We start from the raw sequence: 23,019 nt of genomic DNA, 5'->3' as shown, positions 1-23,019 counted from the left end.
TACTGATCGCACCGGCCCCGTTATTTTGAGTGAACGAGGCGGCGCCATGTCACAAAAAAGTCCGTCTTCAACTGGTTCAAGCATATTTATGCGCTTTCAGGCATTGAAGGATGTTCATGACATTCAGGACGGCGACCTTGGTAACACAAGCTGCTCGGCTTGTTCACAAGGTTGGCGAATCATTACGCGATGTTCAACTGCTTGTTGGTCATCGCTCAATCACTACTACACAGCGTTATATCGATGGGGATAGTGATGCCCAGCGTCGCCTGGTCCGGCTGATCTAGCCGTCGAACCGGGCCAACGAAACTCACTGAACCAAATCACCGACAATCACCTCAACATAAACTGCTTCACCGCGGAAGGCATAGCTATGACCTTACATCAAGAACAAAGAACGAACATTGATAAATCCAAAATCATAGCTGAATTGAATGACAAGCTGCGGGTGACAGGTAGCATATTTATCCTTTCACCCTGCCGATCAAGGGCCGCTTCAATTGCCAGGTCAGGATGCTAAATAAAAAAATAGCGTTCTGGCAGGTGAAGTTAGGGCGGCCTTCTTCGAAAGCGGTGCGTTTATGCAGACAAACGCTCAGAGTGTTGGCCAAACATGATGGTTTTTCGCACCAAAATGCGTGAACCAGCATGTGATTTATGAGGGGGCATGATGAGAGGAAGCGCGAGGTTGCCTTGATAATAGTTGATAAATCCATTAACTTGATTACACGCTTGAGCAAAGGAGCCACAACATGATCAGTGCAGAACTGGGTAAACAACTCGAAAGCTATATCCAGCAGCTCGTTGATAACGGCCGCTATGGCTCAAAAAGTGAAGTCCTGCGCGAAGGTGTGCGTCTTGTTCAGGAACGCGAAGCGAAACTCACCGCCCTTGATGCTGCGCTTGCCCGTGGATTGGCTGATATCGAAGCTGGGCGGACAAAGCCTGCAAGTGAAGTATTTGACCGGTTGGAAGCAAAATATCTGGCAATAGCTGATAAGGCTGAAAAATTAGGATGAGGGTCGAGTTCTCTCATGCGGCAGAAAATGACCTAGAGCAAATCGGTGACTTCATAGCTCAAGATAATTCTCGCCTTCATTCCAGAGCAAACTGTACGGCTGTTCTAACGATAGTCTGAGGGTTCACCGCCGTTAAATGTTATATTAATTTTGATTGTTCTTTGGCTCAAATGGCTAATTTGGGATAAGCACCAAGCCGCTTAAATTGGCTTGGCGCTTATAAATCTTAGAGATAATCGCGCGGAATAGTTTGCTCCCATTCCCGCCTTTTCACGTCCTTGCCGTTTTCCTTAGCGCTCAGAACGCCTGAAATATAGAAATTCTCTTGATCGGAGCGTAAGCTGGTTGTGCTTTCAATATCGATCATCCAACCTTCGCGGCCCATACGATAGTTTTGAGTGAGCACATAGGAGGCCGTTGCCGGATCCTCATCACGAATTCGAAGCTCACGTTTCAGGCCATGGGCCAGTTCGGTGCCAATATCATCAAAGCGCAGAATGCCTTCACCAAAGACACCGCCGATGCCTTCTGTGACGTAAAGCGTTTCACCGTTAACGTGATCCTGCCAGCTCCAGCGACGAACGCTGCCGGGGTCGAGCTGGGTTATTGATGTAGCAGGGCCCTGTGCTGGTTTTTCGAACACAACTTTCGCATCATCAACAGCCGCTTCACGCACCGGAAGATCAAGAACAGATGCAGCGGTATCGAGCGTCAGCGTCACGCGCTTTGGCGATGGCCAGACCATTGGCCAGTAACCTGTTGCAACAGAAAGGCGAATACGATGACCTTTCTTGAAGCTGTAACCCGTATCGTTGAGCTTTATGGTGATTTCGTAAGTCTTTCCCGGCACCAGCCTTTTCGGCTTATCGTGGCCGTTAATGTGGTTGAGGTTGAAGACCTGATAGCTGACGCGGGTGATACGACCATCAGGCAGAATATCACTCAGTCGCAGTGAAACCTGTGCAACAGGCTGATCAACAGAAAATGTCAGGCGCGCAACCGGCGCACCAAGAATATCCAGATCGTTAGTCAGCACAGCGGTATCGAAGTTCAATGAGCCGCCATCGTCAAGGCGCTGGTCGGTTGGATGCTCACCTGGACAGCCCGCCGCCATCCATTCACCACCTGCTTTGCCATGGCTCGCTGGGGATGAAATTGAAAGAACGGCATTTTCTGCGTTCGCTTTACCGAGCGAGAAGTCTGCACCAAGTGCAAAAGGCTTCGCCGTGATTTCTGTCGATGGCCAATTCTTCTCACCGACCCAGCGGCCATGCGTAACATCGCGCGAGCCAGTTGGTTCTATGGTATCGCAGATATAAGCACGCAGCTTTGGCTCGTCCATGATACCCGTGTCTTTGCCCTTCAACCAATGATCCCACCAACGAACTGCTTCCTGAAGGAAGCCGATGGCCGGACCGGGAAGGCCGTCTTGCGGATAAACATGGCCCCAAGGGCCGATAATCCCGCGAGCAGGAACCTGAAGGTTTTCGAGTAAACGCGGAACAGCATTGGTGTAGCTATCGGCCCATGCGCCAATTGCGAGAACGGGACACTGAATGGCAGACCAGTCCTCGCAGACCGAACCATGCTTCCAATATTCGTCATAATGCTGATGTTCGAGCCAGAGGGCAGGGAAGAACGGCAGACGCTCCAGACGTTCAATCCATGCATCGCGCCAGCCATCGCCCACAATCGCCGGATCAAGCGGACGTGACTGATAGGCGAGCATGATTGTGCCCCACCATAGATTATCATTGAGCAGAAGACCGCCCATATAGTGAATGTCGTCGGTGAAGCGGTTGTCGGTCGAATACGCCGTGATAATCGCCTTCAATGCCGGTGGACGGCAGGCAGCGACTTGGAGGCCATTGAAGCCCCCCCAGCTTTTGCCCATCATGCCAACTTTGCCGCTGCACCATGGCTGTTCCGCAATCCAGGCGATGACTTCAAGTGCATCATCCTGTTCCTGCTGAAGATATTCATCGGCCATATGACCATCGGATTCACCCGTGCCGCGCATATCGACACGGATCGCAGCATAGCCGTTCTGCGCGAAATAGCCATGCATCGGTTCATCGCGGCCCCGTGTGCCATCGCGCTTGCGATAAGGGATATATTCGAGAACAGCCGGAACAGGATTTTGCTCAGCGCCTTCAGGCAGCCAGAGGCGTGCGCCCAGGCGCGTGCCATCCTTAAGGGTGATCCACAGATGTTCAGTGACGTTTACGGTCATGATAGGGTCCACTTTATAATGAGTATTTCGATGCGGCATTAGCGCCGCATCTGTAGTTCAACTGGCAGCGCGAGCTTTGAGGATGTCGTCAAGCCAATCACGGCGTAGTTCTGGCACGGATGTGATGAGCTGCTCAGTATAAGGCTCATAAGGCGGTTCAAAAATTACTTTCGTGGTACCGGTTTCGACCACCTTGCCCTTCTGCATCACCATCGTGCGGTCAGCCAACCGACGGACGACGCCAAGGTCGTGGGTGATGAAGAGATAGGACACATGCAATTCATCCTGTAGCTTGCGTAGCAGCCTGAGAATTTCTTCCGCGACCAGAGGATCGAGCGCTGATGTCACTTCATCGCAGATGATAAGATCAGGCTTTGCGGCTAGCGCACGAGCGATACACACGCGCTGCTTTTGTCCGCCCGAAAGCGCGCCGGGAAGACGACCTGCGAAGTCAGCTGGCAGGCCGATGAGTTCAAGCAGGCGCTTGACCTCAATCTCGCGCTGGTCGTCATTCATTCCGAAATAGAATTTCATCGGCCGACCGATGATTTCACCAACGGTCTGGCGTGGGTTCAGTGCCACGTCAGGAAGCTGATAAACCAGCTGAATGCGGCGCAGTTCTTCACGCGAGCGCTTTTTATAGCTGGCATCTAATCGCTGTCCGGCAAGTGTGACCATACCGCTCGAGTGCGGTGGCAGACCTGCGATTATGCGCGCTAACGTTGATTTTCCAGAACCGGATTCACCCACAACTGCAAGCGTTTCGCCACGACGGATATAGCACCCTACATCTGTCAGAACGAGCTTCTTGCCATAGTAGGCGGTTGCATTTTTCACTTCGAGGAGGATTTCGCCGGTCTTGTGTTCGGCTTGTTCGCCTGAAATGCTGGCCTCACGTTCGGACACCAGACGCTGGGTATATTCCTGTTTGGGTGCTTCGAGAATTTCTTCTGCAGAACCAAGCTCGACCATCTTGCCATGACGCAGAACCATAATGCGATCGGCGATCTGTGCCACCACTGCAAGGTCATGCGTGATGTAAAGAGCAGCAGTGTTGTAACGCTGGATCAGACTGCGCAGGAGTGCCAGCACTTCGATCTGCGTTGTAACATCAAGCGCGGTTGTTGGCTCGTCCAGCACCAGAATATCCGGGCGGCAGGACATGGCCATGGCGACCATGGCACGCTGCAACTGTCCACCGGAAACCTGATGCGGATAGCGATCGCCAAATGTATCAGCATCGGGAAGCTGCAATGTATGCAGCAGTTCCAGCATCCAGCTCTTTGCTTCCGCCTTGGTCATCAGGCCGTGATAGAGCGGGCCTTCCATGATCTGATCGCCAATGCGGTGCGCCGGATTAAATGACGCTGCCGCACTTTGCGCCACATAGGCGATGCGTGCGCCGCGTGCCTTTTCTCGCGTTTCGCGCGTGCCATCCATTAGCGAAATATCGTCAACGACAATGGTGCCTTCAGCGATTTTGCAGCCGCCGCGGCCATAACCCATGGCTGCAAGACCAATGGTGGACTTACCAGCACCGGATTCGCCGATAAGACCAAGCACTTCGCCGCGTTTCAGCGTCACATCGACATGATCGACAAGCGTTGCGCCATTGGGTGCTTTGACGACGAGGTCGGAGATTGAAAGAACGATATCTTTGCTCATCGATCAGCTCCCTGCGTGGTCGTGCGTCCGGCCAGAAGCCAGTCAACAACGAGGTTGACGCCAACGGTGAGGATGGCGATTGCAGCCGCCGGGAACAGCGGTGCGTAAAGGCCATAGAGAATAGCCTGCTGGTTGTCCTTTACCATGCCGCCCCAATCCGCAAATGGCGGCTGGATGCCGAGGCCAAGGAACGATAGGCCAGCAACGAAGAGGAAAGTGAAGCAGAAACGTAGACCGAATTCCGCAATCAGCGGCGGCAGCGTGTTTGGCAGGATTTCACGCCAGATCAACCAGCCGAGCCCTTCGCCGCGAAGACGGGCGGTTTCGGCATATTCCAGTACGTTGACGCCTTGCGCCACGATGCGCGCCAAACGGAAGACGCGGGTGGAATCGAGCAACGCAATGGTGATGATCAGTACTGGCAGGGATGAGCCGAGCGCTTGTAGAATGACAAGTGCCGAAATCAGCACTGGAACGCACATAACGGTATCGACAATGCGTGAGAGAACCGTATCGACCCAGCCCCCGAAAATAGCTGCCAGAAAGCCGAGCGGTACGCCGACGCTAAACGATAACAGCGACGCTGCAAGCGAAACGCCAATCGACATCTGGGCACCAAAAAGCAGGCGCGAGAGCATGTCGCGGCCATTTTGATCAAGACCGAACCAGAACTGCGCCGATGGCGGATCAAACGGTGCGCCGACGATTTCTTCCTGACCATAAGGCGCGATTAACGGGCCAAACAGGAACATCAAAAGGCATAGCGTGACGATGGCGAGACCAACCCACGCCGTTAAGGGAATAGAGTTTTTAATTGTCTTCATCGTGGGTGCCTCAGGCGCGGATTGAGCGCGATGGCAGCGACATCGGCGATGATATTGAGAATGACATAGGCGGCACCGAAGACGAGAGCCGCAGCCTGAACGAGCGGAAGGTCACGCTTGGAAACGGCATCAACCATGAAGCGGCCAAGGCCATTATAGTTGAAGACTGCTTCGACAAGCACCACGCCAGTAATGAGGTAGGCGATGTTGAACGCCACCACATTAACGATAGGTGCTGCCGCATTTGGCAAAGCGTGTTTTATCACAACGCGTTTGGTACGAAGCCCTTTGAGATAGGCTGTTTCAACATAGGCTTGATCCATAACCGACAAAACGGCGGTACGGGTCATGCGCATCATCTGGGCAACTGTCACGAGAACCAGCGTTAGCGCGGGGAGGGCGGTTGCCTGCATCCATTCCAACACAGTCATGCCTTCATAGGTATCGGCAAGGCTTGGCAGCAGGTTGAATCGGATCGACAAGAACAGGATCAGTAGCAGACCGAGGAAATATTCAGGAAGCGAAACGAATGCGAGTGCGACGATATTGATAACACGGTCGAAAATGCCGCCGCGTTTGACCGCCGTGATGAGGCCGAGAAGAATAGCGATTGGAACGCTGATCACTGCTGCAAAGGCTGCGAGTGCCATCGTATTCCAGAAGCGCGGCCAGAGTAGTTCTGCAACAGGTTGCTGGTTGGCAAGAGACGTGCCGAGGTCGCCTGTCACGAAACCTGCAAGCCACGAGAAATAGCGCGCAAGAAGCGGCTGATTGAGGCCGAGGCTTTCCCGCAGCGTTGCCAGTGCTTCCGGCGTGGCATTCTGGCCGAGAATGGCTGACGCCACATCACCCGGCAGGATCTGCGTGCCGGCGAAAATCAACGCCGACACGAGGAATAGCGTGAGGAGACCTAGCCCCACACGCTTAAAAATGAGAACGAACATTTATGCTTCCAGCCAGACTTTTTCGGCAAGGCGAGCACCCATCAAATTGAACATCGGATGCGTGGTCACGCCCTTGAGCTTCTTGGAGGTGGCGTCGAGATAGTCGCCGAACATTGGAATAAGCGCACCACCTTCGTCGCTGATCATTGTCTGCAACTCGGCATAGATTTCCTTGCGCTTGGCTTCATCTAGCATCGCACGGGCTTCGAGCAACTTGGCGTCGAAGTTTTCGTTCTTCCAATGCGTATCATTTTGCGAAGCAGTGGAGATATAGGCCACTGAAAGCGCCAGATCAGCAGTCGGGCGACCACCGCGATAGGACATGCTAAACGGAGCTTTCATCCAAACATTGTCCCAATAGCCGTCCGCAGGTTCACGCTTGATATCGAGATCAATGCCGGACTTCGCAGCAGCTGTACGGAAGATAGCTGCTGCATCCACAGCACCGGTGAACGCGGCATCGGAAGCTGCGAGCTGGATTTTAAGCGAATCCATGCCAGCCTGCTTGAGATGGAATTTTGCTTTTTCCGGATCGTAACCGCGCTGCGGCAGCTCTGCGTTGAAGAATGGATCAGAGCTTGGGATCGGGTTGTCGTTGCCGATGCGCCCGTAACCGCGTAGAGCGGTTTTCAGCAGTTGTTCGCGGTCGATGCCATATTTGATCGCCAGGCGCACATTATTATCAGTGTAAGGCGCTTGTGTGCAATCCATCAGGAATGAGAAATGCTGGCCGCTGGCCGATTGAACGATGTTGAGAGTCGGATTGCGCTTCAACAGATCAACGGTTTTGAAATCGAGCTGATTGATAGCGTGAACCTGACCAGACATCATAGCGTTGGTACGGGCGGAAACATCGTTGATGACGATAACTTCAACAGCATCAACCCAAGCTGTGTTCGGTTTCCAGTAGCTCTCATTGCGTGTGAAACGCGAACGCACACCGGGTTGGAAGCGTTCAAAGACGAACGGACCTGTACCAACAGGCTTGTTAAAATCGGTCCAGTCCTTAGGGACAACGAGGAAGTGGTAATCGGACAGGATGTAAGGCAGATCGGCATTGCCGCTTTCAAGCGTGATCTTGACCTTGTCATCACCATCTTTTGCAACATCGGTGAATGCGGCTGCGAGCGAACGCGCGCCTGATGTCGTTTCACCGCGATGCAGATTAATTGAGTAGATAATGTCGTCAGCGTCGAGCGTCTTTCCGTTGTGGAATGTTACGCCCTGACGAACCTTGAAGGTCCATTCCTTGGCATCAGCGGATGGTTCCCAGCTTTCGAACAGTTCAGGCACTGCTTTGTTATTGGCGTCGATTTCGACAAGGCCATTCATCAGCATATAGGCCTGATTGACGGGAACCCAGTCTTTCAACAGGCGTGGATCGAAGTTGTCGGTGGTGCTACCGCCGCCAATACCGAGCTTGAGAACTCCGCCTTTCTTTGGCGTACCATCGGCTTCGGCAGCCATTGCAGAGCTGATCAAACCACTCATGCCGCTTGCAGCAACAAGACCAAAACCTGCCGCACCAGACATGAAGGATCGGCGTGTTAATTGAAACTGACTCTTTTGCTCAGACATATGTTACCCCTTAGACTTTCAGCTTGTGATTAATTCATAGCTTAAGCGATTTTCAGGGTTGCGTACCTTAGAGACGTCCCTGTTTTCAAGGGTTGTATGAGCATTTTCTGATATGACTTTTCTGCATACCCCCATGTAAAATGAGTGGCTTGGCATTTTTACAGACACGGATAAAGGAGCGTTTCAAGGATGGTTTGCAGGCTGAGCGTTCCACGAATTTGGAGGCAATTCCTGCACTGAGTTTTACATGATCGTGGAGATCAAAATGGGTTTGCCGGACATTATCGGCCTGCTGGGTGCAGTCTTCTATCTCACGGCTTACGCCCTGATTCAGCTACGTATTTACACCGTGGACGATGCCATTATAACGCTGCTTAACATTCTGGGCGGTGTAGCTCTGATTTATTCACTTTCGTGGAATTTCAACCTTGGCTCTATCATCACTCAGATAGCGTGGTTGCTCTTCACAATTATTGGCTATGCGCGCTTTCGTATGTTGGCCAAACGCCGCGCCATAACACCTGTGGAATAAGATAGATCATCTTTATGTGATTGGTTCATTTCCATTGCTTGCGATGAGCCAATCAGATACTTCGCGAACGATTCTTCGTTGGTGACGGTCCGCTGGTCGCATTAAATAAAAATAGGCATCTGAGCGCATCATGTGGTCGTGAACAGGTACAAGTGTGCCTGCTGCAAGCTGTTCTTTGATGAGCCATGTCCAGCCCAATGTGATACCGATGCCTTGTGTTGCTGCGGCGACGCATAGCCCATAATCGCCAAGGCGCCATTCCAATGCTCCTGCTGGCGGCGAAAGCTTCGCATCTTGCCACCACTCCGGCCATCCTTGCCAATCGCGCATTGTGTCTTCAATAGCCAGAAGAACCGGAGCCTCCTGTTCCATGATATTGCCGCAACCGGGTGCTGAGACCGGGACGACCTCTTCACGTCCCAGAATCGTCAGATTCACCCCAATGGGGCGTTCTTTTCTGTAGAAAAGAGCGAGATCAAACTCATCAAGTCGCAAATGCGCGACATCATCGGTGACCCGCAGCCTGATTTCTATACCCGGAATTTCCGTTTTCAACATGCCGACACGTGTGAGGAACCACTGATCGGCAATGCCGCGTGAACAGGCAATGGTAATCTGACGGGGCCCTGTCCATGCCCGCAGCCCATCTGTGACGGCTGTCAGATCCCCGAGCAGGCGGCTGACTTCAGAGGCATAGCTTTCGCCAATTGCCGTTAATTGTACGCCAATGGGAAGACGATTGAAGAGCTTTGAACCGATGAAGGCTTCGAGCTTGCCGATTTGTCGGCTGACAGCACTTTGGGTGAGGCCGAGTTCAAGGCCCGCACGTGAGAAGCTGCCAAGACGGGCAGCACTGTCAAAAACCACAAGCGCATTAAGCGGTGGCATCGATTGACGACCAATTGCCAAAAGTTAGTTTCCTATATTAATTTAAGCGGCGCAAACTATGATACCTTATGACATTGCATATATTAGTTCCGCTATCGTTGATTTTTATGGTATCATAGACTCCACGTTAATAAGACTAGTTCTTAATTTATTGAATAATCAATGAGTCACAGAAAATATCCCCCTATAAAGTAACTGTATGGATCAGCTTTATTATTTTGTAGGCAAGATTTTAGCTCGGCAGAAAGCTATATAATCAAACATATGGTAAGAGTGGCGTTTTGCCATATGTTGAGCTGATCGCTGACAGTTCGCTTTGCGCTTTATGTCGGACGATTGGCGTACCGAAAAGTTTGCTGAAAGCGGTTGTTTCGCTTTTCATACTACTAGCGACTGCGAAGGGGTGGAACGGAGATTATTCGGTTTTGTGCGAAACAGTTGGTTGGCTGACATTTTGCATTCGTCCTTCAAAAATGATCAACTGTCGAATACATATGACGCGTTTCTCAAATAGTGAATTTATAATGTCATCTTTTCAATATGATGCGTTTTATTATTAAGCTTGGCCTGCGCTCGTTCAGTAAATGCTCATGCTTTTTTGTTGAATTGAAGCGGGCCAAACTGTCGTATAAATCCCTCGTCGCGAACCTACTACATCTGTAATTTCGGCGGCAAGAGAGCTCTTATATATTCGTCTGGTTCTGTGCCGGTGTAGCCGCGATACATTACTGCCGAAACAAACTTGATTGCTGTTGCAGTTTCTTCAACTGACCAGACAGCTGCAATCGCGTCGTCGATTAGGTCTAATATGTCCGGCACGCCTGTATCGGCAATTGCGGCTGCGGCGTCGGATTCTGACGTTCCTGACAATGCAGCTTATTCTATCACGTCTGATGCCTTGCGCTACAGCTTCCTGACAATCCTGGTCACGATCCGGATAAGTGCCAACTTGTTTTGGTTTCAACATGGTGCCCTCCCTTTTAAGAGAACCGGTAGCGCGCTTATTACCTTCGTCCAGCCAGAGCATCTTCGCCTTGCTGTTTATGTTAGTAGCAAAACCAAAGCTGGCCATACATCGTTTTGTAGCCGTATGTCCCCCAAGCTTTGCAGCAGTCTGCGTCGCACCAATGCTCCCACTTGCCTCCGGGTTTGGACATGCGGCAATTAACGAAGTCGATTTTAAAATTTCTATTTAATGTTCGCAAAGCGAAAAACTCGTTAGCGCTTCTTTCTAAGCGGCACCGGCTGCGCACAAGTGGCGTTGATAACAGTTGAGTTGATCGGCTCGGCGTAAAAACCATAATAATATTTGCTATGTTGACATATGACATAAGATGCGTTTAGATCCGTGTGTAAGGCAGAGTTCATCTCCAGGAGGCCTGTTAATCAGGTGAGGTGAATTGTGCTTGGGAGGAATAAACATGAACGCATATCAAATGATGCGAACGCGTCTCGCGTGCGCGTGTTTTCTGACGACTGTGAAAAAGTCAGCGCTCGTGCGCGACACAGGATCGGCTGTCATTCTTGCTGAAGATCAGGGCTTCTTTGCGCATAAGGTTGTTTGCGTATGAAGTATGAGTTCAGTTTCGCTTTCCTGGAAAAATATTGGCCATTGCTGCTGCAAGGCACCATCGAAACGATAAAAATGTCGCTGATTGTGACATTCTTAGGTTTTCTATTGGGTACACTTTGCGCCGTGGCCAGCATTAGCAAGTATCGCTTCTTGCGTATTATCGTGGCGATATATGTCGAAGCCATCCGCAATACTCCGCTGCTTATCCAGCTGTTTTTGGTGTATTTTGGCCTGTCTTCTTTGGGGCTGAAGTTCTCTGCGCAAGCTTCCGCGTTGATCGGTCTGACCATCAATGTTGGCGCTTATTCCAGTGAGATCATCCGGGCAGGCCTGCAGTCAATCAATAAGGGGCAATTGGAAGCTGCCGACACGCTTGGTCTGAGCCGCTTACAGATGCTGGCTGCTGTGATGCTTCCGCCAGCACTGGAGCGCGTCTATCCATCGCTCGTTAGCCAATATGTATTGTTGATGCTCGCAACAAGCGTCGCTTCTCAGATTTCTGCAGAAGAGCTCACGGGTGCAGCAGCGCGGATACAATCGATAACCTTCCGATCCTTCGAAGTCTATCTGGTCATTCTCGTGATTTATCTGCTGCTCTCGTTTCTTATGCGTGGCCTGTTCAAGCTTCTTGCGCTCGGCTTCTTCCCCCGCAAACGCCGCCTTGGCACTAATCTCTAGGAGGACGCAATGTTTACATCTTTCTCCTGGCTGCATGTTGAAGTTCTGCTGCAAGGGCTTGTTTGGACTGTTGTTTTATCGGTCATTAGTTTTGTTTTTGGCGGTATTTTTGGGTTTGCGGTTTCTCTTGCAGGGATTTCCAAAAACAAGGCGCTGGTTCGATTGGCCGATGCCTACATCGTTCTCGTGCAGGGTACGCCAGTCCTCATCCTGATGTTCCTGGTCTATTTTGGACTGCCAATCCTCAACATTGAAGTGTCGTCACTTTTCGCGGCCAGCATTGCCATGACGATCTTCGCAAGTGCCTTTCTGGGCGCGATCTGGCGTGGCAGTTTGCAATCGGTTTCGCGCACGCAATGGGAAGCGTCCGACTGCCTTGCGCTGACAGGATTGCAAGGGTTGTGGCTGGTGATTGTACCCCAGGCAATTCGTATTGCGACACCACCCACGGTCGGTTTTATGGTGCAGATTGTGAAGAACACTTCGCTGGCATCAATCATCGGCATGGCGGAAATGACTTATATCGGCAAGGAAATTAACGCCTCCACTTTCCAGCCCTTCACCACCTATCTCGTGATTGCTTTGTTCTATTTTTGCATCTGCTTCCCACTCTCGGCGGCAAGTCGCAAATTTGAGAGGATGTATAATGTCAGCCATCGTTAAGTTTGTTGATGTCCATAAAAGCTATGGCTCGTTACCAGTCCTCAAAGGGGTCAATTTAGAAATTGAAAAAGGCCAGGTCGTTGCGCTGATCGGTCGGAGTGGATCGGGAAAGAGTACAGCATTGCGCTGCGTCGACCGGTTAGAAACCATCAATAGCGGTGATATTTGGGTTTGCGATCATCACGTCAACGATCCTGAACTCAATGTGCGCTCGCTGCGTCAGGACGTGGGGATTGTCTTTCAGAGCTATAATCTGTTTCCGCACTTAACGGTCGAACAGAACATCACGCTCGCGCTGCGCTGGGTTAAAAAGCTCAACCGCATTGAGGCCAGAGAACTGGCTGAAATGGTGCTGCGTCAGGTCGGTCTGGCTGAGAAAATCGACAATTATCCGGAGCAGCTTTCGGGTGGCCAACAGCAACGCGTCGCGATTGCACGCTCGCTGGCGATGAAACCAAAAGTCATGCTGTTTGATGAGGTAACATCCGCACTCGACCCAGAGCTAACGGGCGAAGTTCTCAAAGTCATTGAAGACTTGGCGCGCAATGGAATGACGATGCTGCTGGTGACGCACGAGATGGACTTTGCAAAACGGGTCGCAGACACGGTTGTGTTTATGCACCAGGGCAAGATTTGCGAACAGGGCAGTCCCGAGATCCTAAGCAATCCAACGACACCGGAATTGAAGAATTTCGTTGGCGCACACCACTGATGTTTGCATTGGCGTAGAGGAGCGCCATAGCAATTTTCATTATTTCCAGGAGGAGGAAACATGACTGTTTTTAATAGAAGAAGAATGCTCACAGCATTGGGGCTAGGGCTAAGCTTTATGGCGCTTTCCCTGCAACCGTCTTTCGCTAATCAGCTCGAAAGCATTCGCGAAAAGGGTAAGCTGCAAGTCGCAATTGATCTCGGCAACCCGCCCTATGCCATGCGCGATGCAAAGTTTGAACCGACAGGTTCTGAAGTTGAAACCGCCAAGCTACTTGCCAAGGACCTTGGCGTTGAAATCGAATTTCTGACAGTGCCAACGTCTGGTCGCATTCCGTTCCTCGTCTCTGGTAAGGCGGATTTGGCTGTGTCGACGCTATCGATCACAAAAGAGCGGCTCGACGTGGTTGATTTCAGTGTTCCTTACGCTGAAACAGCTATCGTGGTGGCTGCACCCAAAGAATCCAATGTGAAGACATATGCCGATTTGGCAGGGTCATCGGTTGCGGTCACACGCGGCACTGTGAACGACACCAATCTCACGGAAAAGACGGCTGATGTTTCTGGCGTGCAGATCGTGCGTTTTGAAGATGATCCGACATCCAGTGCTGCGGTTACGAGTGGCCAAATGGCTATTTATGCAACCTCGCGTCCGCTTTTGACCGAACTGATCAAAGCCAATCCAAAGCTCGATCTCGAAGAAAAGTTTGTTGCGCAAGCTTATCCGCTTGGAATTGCGATGCGCCGCAATGAGCCACAGCTGAAAGAATGGATCGATGCCTGGGTAAAAACCAATCTCGATAACGGGAAGCTTGTCGAAATTTACGAAAAATATCACGCTGCAAAGCTTGATCCTAAAAAACTCGCAACGATGGATCTGCCCCGATAATCCGCCTGCGCCAGAGACGGGTATGACGTCACCGCCCTCTCTGGCCCATGACGCCGATCAAAATGGCATTTCCTTACAAATATACTCGGTCGGGCAAACCGTTATTCGGCCGAGACACGTTCAATATAAATGATTGAATTATCAGGATTTAAAATGGTCGATAAGTTCAGTGTGAAAGACAAAGTCGCGATTGTGACAGGTGGTCTTGGTCAACTGGGAACACAGTTCAGCAAGTCACTTGCTGAAGCCGGTGCAAAGGTTGCGATCTTCAGCCGCCGTCCGATCAGTGCGGATGATCTCAGTGCCAAGTTCCCGGGTCTTACAGATAATATCCGCGTTTATGTTGCAAGCGTTACCGATAAGAGCGCTTTGGAACAGGCAACCAATCAACTGATTGAAGATTGGGGCGTACCGCATATTCTCGTAAACAATGCAGGTATTGACTCCAAACCATCCGGTTCTGCGGATCAGAATAGTCCTTTTGAAATTTACCCGCAGGAATACTGGAACGAAATCATTGAGACCAATCTGACGGGTGTTATGCTCTGCTGTCAGGTGATCGGTTCCAGGATGGCTGATGCGAAGCGTGGAAGCATCATCAATGTTGGTTCGATCTACGGAATCGTCTCTCCCAATCAGGCGCTTTATGCATATCGCGAAGCTCGCGATGGCGAGCCGTTCATCAAGGCAATTTCCTATGCAGCCTCCAAATCGGGGCTGGTCAATCTGACCCGTTATCTCGGCACCTATTGGGGCACCAAAAATGTCCGCGTTAATCTGATTTCTTTTGGTGGTGTGAAGACGGCAAACTTCGACAAAGAATTTATCGATGCATTCCTTGAACGCGTTCCAATGCATCGTCAGGCAGAGCTTGATGAATATAATGGCGTTATTCAGTTTCTTGCCTCTGATGCATCATCCTATATGACGGGTTCAAACGTCGTCGTCGATGGAGGATTTACAGCGTGGTAGCAGAGCAGGCAAACAGCCGACAGTCCCAGAAACGTGCCATTCCGGATCGGGATAAGCTGCATGTTTCAGTCGTGGAAGACTTCGAAGCGCAGATATTGTCTGGGCAATTGGAGGTCGGTGATCGTTTGCCTGCAGAAGCGGCCATTGCTAGAGACTTTAACGTGAGCACGCGTTCGGTGCGTGAAGCACTCCAAATTCTTGAAACGAAGGGCCTTGTTCGCCGTAAGCATGGTGAACGTGCGCTGGTCGTTCGTGATGATGTTGGAGAGTTTCTCGGATCCTTGGCCAAGACCGTGAAACAGCTTTTCGCGAACAACTCCGATTATCTTGTGCAATTGATGGAAGTGCGCCGGATCATCGAAACGGAAGTTGTAACGCGTCTAAGCTCGGAAGAGTTGACGATCACCCAAGAGGTTGAAGACTCGCTCGCAGAAATGCGCGCGGCGGCGCAAGCCAATGACATGTCGCGATTTACCGACAGTGATGCCGCGTTCCACCGCGGACTGGTCCACTCGGTGGGCAACGAAATCCTCAATGTGGTCTACGACAATCTGTTTTCGATCATCATTGATGTCATTCGCGTGACGAGCCGCGTTCCAGACAAATCGCTTCAAGACGGACTTGCAGAACATGAGGAAATTTACAACCTCATCAAAGCAAAACGGCCTGATGAAGCGCGTAATTCTATCCGCAGACAAATTGAAGAAAGCTCCCGCTACCTCAAGTTAGCCATGGACAAAGCAGCTATGAATTCAAAGGCGAAAAGCAAATGAACAAATTCGATTATGCCGATACTGATTGGGAATCCATCAAGCGTTTATCAAAGTGGTATTCCGGCGACGTCCACGATAGCCTCGAACAACTTGGCGGCTGGGGCTATCTTGATGGCATCTCGTTGCAAGGCGTCTTAGAGCCTGGCCAGGTTGTATGCGGCCCGGCAGTGACCGTACAGTTTGAACCAAGCGAACGCCGCAATCAGCCGCAGGATGCTTATCATCACGCAATTGATTGCACGCCAGAGGGCGGCATTATTGTTGTCGATTCATCTTGTGCTCAAGGCTCATGTTCTGGTGAATTGATGAGTTCAGGCGCAAAAACACGCGGTGCTGCAGCGACGATTGTGAATGGAACGGTGCGAGATATCGCGCAGGTTCGCGGCCTTGGTTATCCTCTGTTTGGTTGTGCGCGTTCGCCGGTTTCTGTTTCTGGCAAAATGGAGCCGAAGCGCTCTCAAGTCGAAATCGAAATTGCTGGCGTTAAGATCAATCCCGGTGATGTAATTTTCGCTGATATCGATGGTGTTGTGGTTATTCCAAAGGCTATGCTGTCGAAGGTTGCAGATCAGGCAGACCAATTGGGTGCAAATGAAGCCGCCGCGCGAGATCGTATTCTTGGCGGCGAAAAATTGCAGTCAGTTTGGCCGGTTGAATCCAAATACGGCGTATAATACCTGTAAGGCAGCTTTAGTCGCCTTGTCGCTGAAGCTGCCTAATGTCTCTGATTATTAGCCGATGCCGTCTTCCGCCTTGTGTCTTGGCTATCATTATGCCAGCATTTGGTCGGAGGAGGAGTAATATGGTGTCGGCACTGTCGCACATCAGGGAGATTGAACGCGTCGCTATGGGCGGTGCGTCTGATCGTGATCGACCTGTCATTCAATCCTGGCTTCGTTGTCTCAACGATTATCAGCTTAATCCTGCCAGAACGCAGGAGGCTTATATCGTGCCTGACACGCTGCTGCGTGAGCATCGTGAGCAGTCAGAAGAACTTATCCGGATTGGCAGAACTGGGCTTGAAGGGCTGTATCGGCAGGTTGCAGATCAAAGCTATGTGTTGTTGTTGTCAGACGCGCGCGGTGTCACTGTTGAGTTTATGGGTGATCCGACCTTTGATAATCATCTGCGTAAGGCGGGGCTTTATCTCGGATCGGAGTGGTCGGAGGATCGAGCAGGAACTTGTGCAGTGGGTGCCTGCATCGTATCGGGCAAGCCTGTCATTATTCATCAGGACGATCATTTTGATGCGTCTCACATTGGATTGACCTGCACAGCCGCTCCTATTTTCGACACTTTGGGTGATCTCTCCGCGGTGCTCGACATATCGCAACTGCGCTCCCCGACCGCGAAAGCAAGCCAACAGCTCGCATTGCATCTGGTGGCTTCCACAGCGCGTCGCATTGAGCTTGCCAATCTGATGACCAGAGCCCGTGAAGACTGGGTTCTGCGTTTGGCAAAGCTACCGGATTTCCTTGATGTTGATCCTGACGCCGCACTGACGATAAATGGCAATGGCGTCATAACCGGCATGACGCATGGCGGTTTTGGTGCTGTCGCACGCGGAATGGACCTCAATATTCTTTCGACCAAAGACTTTATCGGACAGCCGATTTCCAGCGTCTTTGATATCGATATTGATCAGCTCCCCGCACTGATGCGCGGACGCCCTAATGGCGAGCGTCTGCTTCGTGCGCGCAATGGACTGGCGTTGTTTGCAAGCGCAATTGCACCGGTTAGCAGTTTTCGCGCGCCTGCAACCAGCATATCCGTGCGGTTGCCTGCCGCCTTGCGACAGTTGAGTTTCGGCGATTCAGCCATGGAGGCGCTACAGGGCCGCGCAGCTAAACTGGCGGATCGTCATATCCCCATTCTCATCAAGGGTGAAACCGGCAGCGGTAAGGAATATCTGGCGCGTGCCATTCACGATAGCAGCGCCAAACCCGGACCGTTCATTGCGGTCAATTGCGCGGCAATTCCGGAACAACTGATCGAATCCGAGTTGTTCGGCTATGTTCCCGGTGCCTTTACCGGTGCCATGCAGAAGGGAAAGATAGGGCTTATCGAGGCAGCCAGTGGCGGCACGTTGTTTCTCGATGAGATCGGCGATATGCCGCTTGTTCTGCAGAGCCGACTGCTGCGCGTTCTTTCAGAAAACGAAATTCAGCCGGTCGGTGCGCTGAAACCGAAGCCGGTTAAGTTCCGACTTTTGTCGGCATCGCATCGCGATCTTGCGGCGCTCGCTGCCGAAGGTCGTTTTCGCGAAGATTTGCTCTATCGGCTCAATGCCGCGACATTGTCTTTGCCGTCGCTGCGGCAAAGACAGGATTTCGACAAACTGGTCGATCATCTTCTTAGTCGTATTGGAGAAGAAGAGGGCGAGACGATCACGATTGATCGCACTGCGAAGGCGATACTTGCAACCTATAGCTGGCCCGGAAATCTGCGCGAGTTGGACAATACGTTGCGTGTTGCAGCCGCACTTGTAACAGATGCAACAATCACCATCGACTGCCTGCCCGATCATTTTCAGACGGATATTTTGGTGACGAACAATCACCAGAGCCTGCGCAACCAGCTTGATGCATGCGGTAACAATATCTCGGCGCTTGCGCGCAAACTTGGCGTTAATCGGTCGACGATCCATCGCCGGCTGAAACAGACGCACTGATGCTGCAACACTTGCAACACCTGTTGCAGGACGCGTGTTGCAACGATTTTAGTTCCCAATTTGTTGCTAAATAAAATGAATAAAAAACAATGGCTTATTATCTAAGGTAAAACTGGCACACGGCTTGCTTTTCTTTTCTCGCAAATGGAGGAGAAATATATGCGTGCGTTGCGCTTTTATGCTGCCAAAGATCTGCGCGTTGAAGACGTGCCAGCGCCAGTGGATCTTGGCCCGGATCAGGTTTTAATTGAAAACCGCTTCTGCGGTATCTGTGGGACCGATCTGCACGAATATGCTTATGGACCGATTTTCATTCCGACAGAACCGCATCCCTTTACAAAAGCAAGTGGTCCGCAGATTTTGGGCCATGAGTTTGGTGGTGTGGTCAAAGCTGTGGGTTCTGATGTCAGCCATGTCAAAATCGGCGACCGCGTATCGGTACAGCCGCTCATCATGCCAAGGGCTGGGGATTATTTTGCTGATCGTGGTCTTTATCATTTAAGTACCAGTCTGGCATTAGCGGGGCTGTCATGGCATTCGGGCGGCATGGCCCAACAGGCTGTGTTGAACAGCTATAATGTCCAACCTATCCCTGACGATCTCAGCGATGAAGAAGCGGCTCTTATCGAGCCCACGGCAGTTGCTGTCTACGCCTGTGATCGTGGCGGGGTTACGGCTGGCAACAGTGTGCTTGTCACGGGCGCTGGTCCGATTGGTATTCTGGTGGCAATGGCGGCACGGGCTGCGGGCGCGTCGCAGATATTCCTATCCGATCTCAACGAAACACGATTGCAGCTTGCGCGCGAAAAGCTGGGGGATATTCGCACCATCAACCCGAAATCGGAAAATGTTGGCGATGTGGTTCGTGCGGAAACCGAAGGCAATGTCGGTTGTGATGTGGCCATCGAATGCGTCGGCAATGAACATGCTTTGAAGAACTGCACCGATGCCGTTCGCAAACAGGGCGTCGTGGTGCAGACCGGATTGCACCCGCATGAGAACCCGCTCAACTGGTTTGATGTCACGTTCAAGGATATCGATATTCGCGGCTCCTGGGCCTATCCCACACATTACTGGCCGCGCGTCGCAAGGCTGATCGCCAGTGGTCAAATCCCGGCAAAGAACATTGTTACCAAGACAATCGCGCTGGAGGACGCTGTTGCCGAAGGTTTCGACCGCTTGCTCGACCCGGCGGGAACCCAGCTTAAAATATTGATCGATTTGAAAAGGTAACGCATTTCACAGCCGGGCTTGGGAGAGCCCGGCGTCAACATCTATGGGAGGAAATTGCAATGTTAGAGAAAACACCAACGGTCCGTGTGCAGGCCTTTCTCGATAGGTTCGGCGCAGCACTTGAAGCGGGCCGGATCGACGAAGCTGTTTCGATGTTTGCCGATGATTGTTACTGGCGCGATCTGGTTGCCTTCACCTGGAATATCAAGACGGTCGAGGGGCATGATCAGGTGCGCGACATGCTGCAATCGCAATTGCAGCTGGTAAAGCCGACACAATGGCTTGTTGCACCGGGTGAAGCGGCAACAGATGCCGATGGCGTGACCGAAAGCTGGATCTCTTTTGAAACCGAAGTCGCACGCGGCTACGGGCTTATTCGCCTGAAGGGTGGCAAGATATGGACCCTTCTGACTGTCATGTCGGAATTAAAGGGCCATGAGGAAAAATCCGGCTTCACCCGCCCGCTGGGGGCAAAGCACGGTCAGGAACTGGGTGCAAAGACATGGAAGGAAGAGCGCGAGGAGGAAGAACGTACGCTTGGTTATGAAACACAGCCCTATGTGCTGGTGATTGGCGGCGGGCAGGGCGGTATTGCGCTTGGCGCACGTCTGCGTCAGCTCGGTGTGCCGACAATCATTGTTGAGCGCAATGAGCGTCCCGGCGATTCATGGCGCAAGCGCTACAAGTCGCTCTGTCTGCATGATCCGGTCTGGTATGATCATCTGCCTTATATCGATTTTCCAAAAAACTGGCCGGTTTTTGCACCGAAAGATAAGATTGGCGACTGGCTGGAGTTCTACACCAGGGTAATGGAACTCAATTACTGGACGCGTTCCACGGTCAAGTCCGCGACATGGGATGAAGGCAATAGGGAGTGGTCTGTCGTCATCGACCGGGATGGCGAAGAAGTCACGCTACGCCCCAAACAACTGGTTTTTGCAACCGGAATGTCGGGCAAGGCGAATATTCCGAGCCTCAAAGGGCAGGACCGATTCAAAGGTGAGCAGCAGCATTCTTCTCGCCATCCTGGACCGGACGGCTACAAAGGCAAGAAGGTCGTTGTCATCGGGTCGAACAATTCGGCGCATGATATTTGCGCAGCACTTTGCGAAGCTGGCGTTGATGTGACCATGGTGCAGCGTTCATCGACCCATATTGTTCGCTCCGAACCACTAATGAAGCATGGTTTGGGCGCGCTTTATTCAGAAGAAGCCCTGCAGAATGGCGTCACCACCGCCAAGGCTGATCTGATCTTCGCGTCGCTGCCTTATCGTATCATGCATGAATTCCAGATACCCATCTATGACAAGATCCGTGAGATCGATGCAGATTTCTATGCGGCACTTGAGAGGGCTGGTTTCCAGTTGGATTTCGGTTCCGATGGTTCCGGGCTGTTTCTCAAATATCTGCGGCGCGGTTCCGGCTATTATATCGATATCGGTGCTTCACAGCTCATTATTGACGGCAAGATCAAGCTTGCCTCTGGTCAAATTGATGAGATCACAGAAAACGGTGTCAGGCTAGCCAATGGTACGGAGTTGCCAGCGGACCTCATTGTCTATGCGACCGGCTACGGCTCCATGAATGGTTGGGTTGAAGATATCATCGACAAGGAAACTGCGGACAAGGTTGGTAAGGTTTGGGGCTTGGGGTCGGACACGCCAAAAGATCCCGGACCATGGGAAGGCGAACAACGCAATATGTGGAAGCCGACCCAGCAGGAGGCGTTATGGTTCCATGGTGGCAACCTGCACCAGTCACGACACTATTCGCAGTATCTTTCGCTTCAGCTTAAAGCCCGTATGGAGGGAATAGATACGCCGGTCTATGAACTTCAAGCTGTCCATCATACGCATTAAAAGCAGGACTTGCGCGCGTTCTTATGAACGCGCGCACTCAAGCAGTTTTGTCTTGAACTTCAACCCGTTTCAATTTTCATGGTGGTTGAACCTGAGTTGTCCTAACCTTTTATAAATTGGCAGGAGTAGGTGGAGAAGCTATCTCAGATTCACCATTTAAGCTGTATTAAAGTTTATCTGCCCCCTGAAAAGTAAACCCTTTTAAAGTATGGTTTATTCATCAGAACTGGACATTCAGCTAGCAACCCCATTTCCGGTCATCAGAAATGATCCGTTACGGCATTTTCAGATAAAGGAATATACTTCACTTCTGATTAGTGGTTTCCCTCTTTTGTAGTTCAATAAAAGCTAACAGATCACTATATTTATAACGAAATGCTTTGCCTTGAACGTCCCGCAGGCATTGCCGCTGAACAGGCTGGTTTTGGCAATCGCGAAACCGCCCGCCAGGCAAAAGCCGGCGTAGTAAAAAGCACGCGAGAGTTGGTGCAGGCCATGGATGAAGGAAGGGTCAGCATCAGCAATGCTACCGCATCGACGAAATTGCCGGAAGACGTACAGCTATCGGCACTCGGTACGGAGGAGCCTAACAAATCACTTCGAGAAGCTGTTCTAGCTGTGGCATCGATGCGACCGCAGGTGTCATCCAATCGAAAACCGATTTAAAAACCTGACGCCGGGTTTAACGCACTTGCGTCTGTAACTGGCGCCTGTGACAGCTTTCTGGCTCTGGCACACAGGCAGGCTCAAGCTGAAGAGGGTGGCGGCGTGACGTGGTTTGCAACCATAAACGCACGCATGACAAATTACGCCGTGGCAATCGCTGCGGCGCGGGCCGTCCTTGTCAGCGCGTATCTCAAAGGAGGGTCTGAAAGTAAATCAGCACAGACCGCGCGCGACGCACGATCCGCAACCAAAGCACGGAAGATAGAAAATGAAGTCAGCTGTCGTGATTACAGCGCTGTTGACGCTCGGCTTGCTAAGTGGATGCGCGACAAGCGGTAATTACTGTGATGTGGCGCCGGCGATCTATGCCAGCCACGATGACACCTCAGAAACCAAGCGCCAGATACTGGGCGAGAATGAGAAAATGGAAAAGCTGTGCAGGGTACGGCTTTCAGGCTAGTTGGCCATAGGCTGAGTAACTCCGGGGACTTGTTCTCTTGGCAATGAGGTTCGTCCCTCTTCGTACCGCATGATCAATACGATAGCAGCTAAGGCCACAATTACCGGCACTGCGATGCATAAAACGCGTAGCACTGCGCCGACAATTTCTCCAATCAAACTATTCGATACCTGTCTCATGCTGCAATC

The 23,019-nt window shown here is 51.5% G+C and carries 23 protein-coding genes; 16 read left to right on the top strand and 7 right to left on the bottom strand.

Translation table 11 applies throughout. From position 1 onward, the window contains the following. Positions 1–116 precede the first annotated feature (116 nt). Together ACOZHT_RS17035 and ACOZHT_RS17030 are read left to right on the top strand one after the other, a co-directional pair. Positions 117–287 (top strand): hypothetical protein, encoded by a 171-nt coding sequence (locus ACOZHT_RS17035; protein WP_421566112.1) that lies wholly within the window; start codon positions 117–119, stop codon positions 285–287. A 465-nt stretch (positions 288–752) separates the two neighbouring features. Beyond that, positions 753–1,019 (top strand): type II toxin-antitoxin system ParD family antitoxin, encoded by a 267-nt coding sequence (locus tag ACOZHT_RS17030; RefSeq protein ID WP_421566111.1) that lies wholly within the window; start codon positions 753–755, stop codon positions 1,017–1,019. Positions 1,020–1,245: 226 nt separating this feature from the next. On the opposite strand, the gene ACOZHT_RS17025 is transcribed toward ACOZHT_RS17030, so the two are convergent. From ACOZHT_RS17025 to ACOZHT_RS17005, 5 genes are read right to left on the bottom strand one after another with little or no spacing between them, the layout of a single operon-like run. Beyond that, positions 1,246–3,252 carry a CocE/NonD family hydrolase gene (locus tag ACOZHT_RS17025; protein ID WP_421566110.1) on the bottom strand — a complete coding sequence of 669 codons (2,007 nt, stop codon included), beginning with the start codon at positions 3,250–3,252 and terminating at the stop codon, positions 1,246–1,248. A 57-nt stretch (positions 3,253–3,309) separates the two neighbouring features. Beyond that, positions 3,310–4,917, bottom strand: coding sequence for an ABC transporter ATP-binding protein (locus ACOZHT_RS17020; protein WP_421566109.1), 1,608 nt, complete (start codon positions 4,915–4,917; stop codon positions 3,310–3,312). Continuing rightward, positions 4,914–5,741, bottom strand: a complete 828-nt coding sequence (locus ACOZHT_RS17015) for an ABC transporter permease (RefSeq protein WP_421566108.1) — start codon at positions 5,739–5,741, stop codon at positions 4,914–4,916. The genes ACOZHT_RS17020 and ACOZHT_RS17015 overlap by 4 nt, the downstream gene beginning before the upstream one ends. Then, positions 5,738–6,685, bottom strand: a complete 948-nt coding sequence (locus ACOZHT_RS17010) for an ABC transporter permease (RefSeq protein ID WP_421566107.1) — start codon at positions 6,683–6,685, stop codon at positions 5,738–5,740. The genes ACOZHT_RS17015 and ACOZHT_RS17010 overlap by 4 nt, the downstream gene beginning before the upstream one ends. Next, positions 6,686–8,263, bottom strand: coding sequence for an ABC transporter substrate-binding protein (locus ACOZHT_RS17005; protein WP_421566106.1), 1,578 nt, complete (start codon positions 8,261–8,263; stop codon positions 6,686–6,688). Between the two features lie 265 nt (positions 8,264–8,528). On the opposite strand from ACOZHT_RS17005, the gene ACOZHT_RS17000 reads away from it, so the two are divergent. Then, positions 8,529–8,795 carry a CBU_0592 family membrane protein gene (locus ACOZHT_RS17000; RefSeq protein ID WP_421566105.1) on the top strand — a complete coding sequence of 89 codons (267 nt, stop codon included), beginning with the start codon at positions 8,529–8,531 and terminating at the stop codon, positions 8,793–8,795. Between the two features lie 12 nt (positions 8,796–8,807). Here the strand turns inward: ACOZHT_RS17000 and ACOZHT_RS16995 are convergent, their stop codons facing one another. Together ACOZHT_RS16995 and ACOZHT_RS16990 are read right to left on the bottom strand one after the other, a co-directional pair. After that, the gene (locus tag ACOZHT_RS16995; protein WP_421566104.1) at positions 8,808–9,704 is read right to left on the bottom strand and encodes a LysR substrate-binding domain-containing protein; all 897 of its coding nucleotides are present in this window, start codon (positions 9,702–9,704) and stop codon (positions 8,808–8,810) included. Between the two features lie 630 nt (positions 9,705–10,334). Then, a complete protein-coding gene (locus ACOZHT_RS16990; RefSeq protein ID WP_421566103.1) occupies positions 10,335–10,553 on the bottom strand; it encodes a hypothetical protein in 219 nt (72 codons plus the stop codon). Between the two features lie 551 nt (positions 10,554–11,104). Between ACOZHT_RS16990 and ACOZHT_RS16985 the strand changes: the two genes are divergently transcribed. From ACOZHT_RS16985 to ACOZHT_RS16925, 13 genes are all read left to right on the top strand, one after another. Continuing rightward, entirely contained in the window at positions 11,105–11,254 is a 150-nt protein-coding gene (locus tag ACOZHT_RS16985; RefSeq protein ID WP_421566102.1) for a hypothetical protein, read from the top strand. After that, on the top strand, positions 11,251–11,934 hold the full coding sequence (locus tag ACOZHT_RS16980) for an amino acid ABC transporter permease (protein WP_421566101.1): 684 nt from the start codon (positions 11,251–11,253) through the stop codon (positions 11,932–11,934). Before ACOZHT_RS16985 ends, ACOZHT_RS16980 begins: the two co-directional genes overlap by 4 nt. A gap of 9 nt (positions 11,935–11,943) precedes the next feature. After that, the gene (locus tag ACOZHT_RS16975; RefSeq protein ID WP_421566100.1) at positions 11,944–12,597 is read left to right on the top strand and encodes an amino acid ABC transporter permease; all 654 of its coding nucleotides are present in this window, start codon (positions 11,944–11,946) and stop codon (positions 12,595–12,597) included. After that, positions 12,581–13,309: an amino acid ABC transporter ATP-binding protein gene (locus ACOZHT_RS16970; RefSeq protein ID WP_421566099.1), complete on the top strand. Its 729-nt coding sequence runs from the start codon at positions 12,581–12,583 to the stop codon at positions 13,307–13,309. The genes ACOZHT_RS16975 and ACOZHT_RS16970 overlap by 17 nt, the downstream gene beginning before the upstream one ends. A 60-nt stretch (positions 13,310–13,369) precedes the next feature. After that, the gene (locus tag ACOZHT_RS16965; RefSeq protein WP_421566098.1) at positions 13,370–14,197 is read left to right on the top strand and encodes a transporter substrate-binding domain-containing protein; all 828 of its coding nucleotides are present in this window, start codon (positions 13,370–13,372) and stop codon (positions 14,195–14,197) included. A 153-nt stretch (positions 14,198–14,350) separates the two neighbouring features. Next, on the top strand, positions 14,351–15,169 hold the full coding sequence (locus ACOZHT_RS16960) for an SDR family oxidoreductase (RefSeq protein WP_421566097.1): 819 nt from the start codon (positions 14,351–14,353) through the stop codon (positions 15,167–15,169). Next, a complete protein-coding gene (locus ACOZHT_RS16955; protein ID WP_421566096.1) occupies positions 15,163–15,942 on the top strand; it encodes a FadR/GntR family transcriptional regulator in 780 nt (259 codons plus the stop codon). The genes ACOZHT_RS16960 and ACOZHT_RS16955 overlap by 7 nt, the downstream gene beginning before the upstream one ends. After that, a complete protein-coding gene (locus tag ACOZHT_RS16950; protein ID WP_421566095.1) occupies positions 15,939–16,616 on the top strand; it encodes an RraA family protein in 678 nt (225 codons plus the stop codon). Before ACOZHT_RS16955 ends, ACOZHT_RS16950 begins: the two co-directional genes overlap by 4 nt. A gap of 128 nt (positions 16,617–16,744) precedes the next feature. After that, positions 16,745–18,613, top strand: a complete 1,869-nt coding sequence (locus tag ACOZHT_RS16945) for a sigma-54-dependent Fis family transcriptional regulator (protein ID WP_421566094.1) — start codon at positions 16,745–16,747, stop codon at positions 18,611–18,613. A 159-nt stretch (positions 18,614–18,772) separates the two neighbouring features. Next, positions 18,773–19,846 (top strand): 2,3-butanediol dehydrogenase, encoded by a 1,074-nt coding sequence (locus ACOZHT_RS16940; protein ID WP_421566093.1) that lies wholly within the window; start codon positions 18,773–18,775, stop codon positions 19,844–19,846. A gap of 59 nt (positions 19,847–19,905) precedes the next feature. Further along, the gene (locus ACOZHT_RS16935; RefSeq protein WP_421566092.1) at positions 19,906–21,705 is read left to right on the top strand and encodes an NAD(P)/FAD-dependent oxidoreductase; all 1,800 of its coding nucleotides are present in this window, start codon (positions 19,906–19,908) and stop codon (positions 21,703–21,705) included. 375 nt (positions 21,706–22,080) lie between these two features. Then, the gene (locus tag ACOZHT_RS16930; protein ID WP_421566091.1) at positions 22,081–22,371 is read left to right on the top strand and encodes a hypothetical protein; all 291 of its coding nucleotides are present in this window, start codon (positions 22,081–22,083) and stop codon (positions 22,369–22,371) included. 268 nt (positions 22,372–22,639) lie between these two features. Next, positions 22,640–22,831 (top strand): hypothetical protein, encoded by a 192-nt coding sequence (locus tag ACOZHT_RS16925; protein WP_421566090.1) that lies wholly within the window; start codon positions 22,640–22,642, stop codon positions 22,829–22,831. Positions 22,832–23,019 lie beyond the last annotated feature (188 nt).

Source organism: Ochrobactrum sp. EDr1-4 (assembly GCF_049199085.1).
Classification (GTDB): domain Bacteria; phylum Pseudomonadota; class Alphaproteobacteria; order Rhizobiales; family Rhizobiaceae; genus Brucella.
This window is presented reverse-complemented; position numbering and strand designations above follow the sequence as displayed.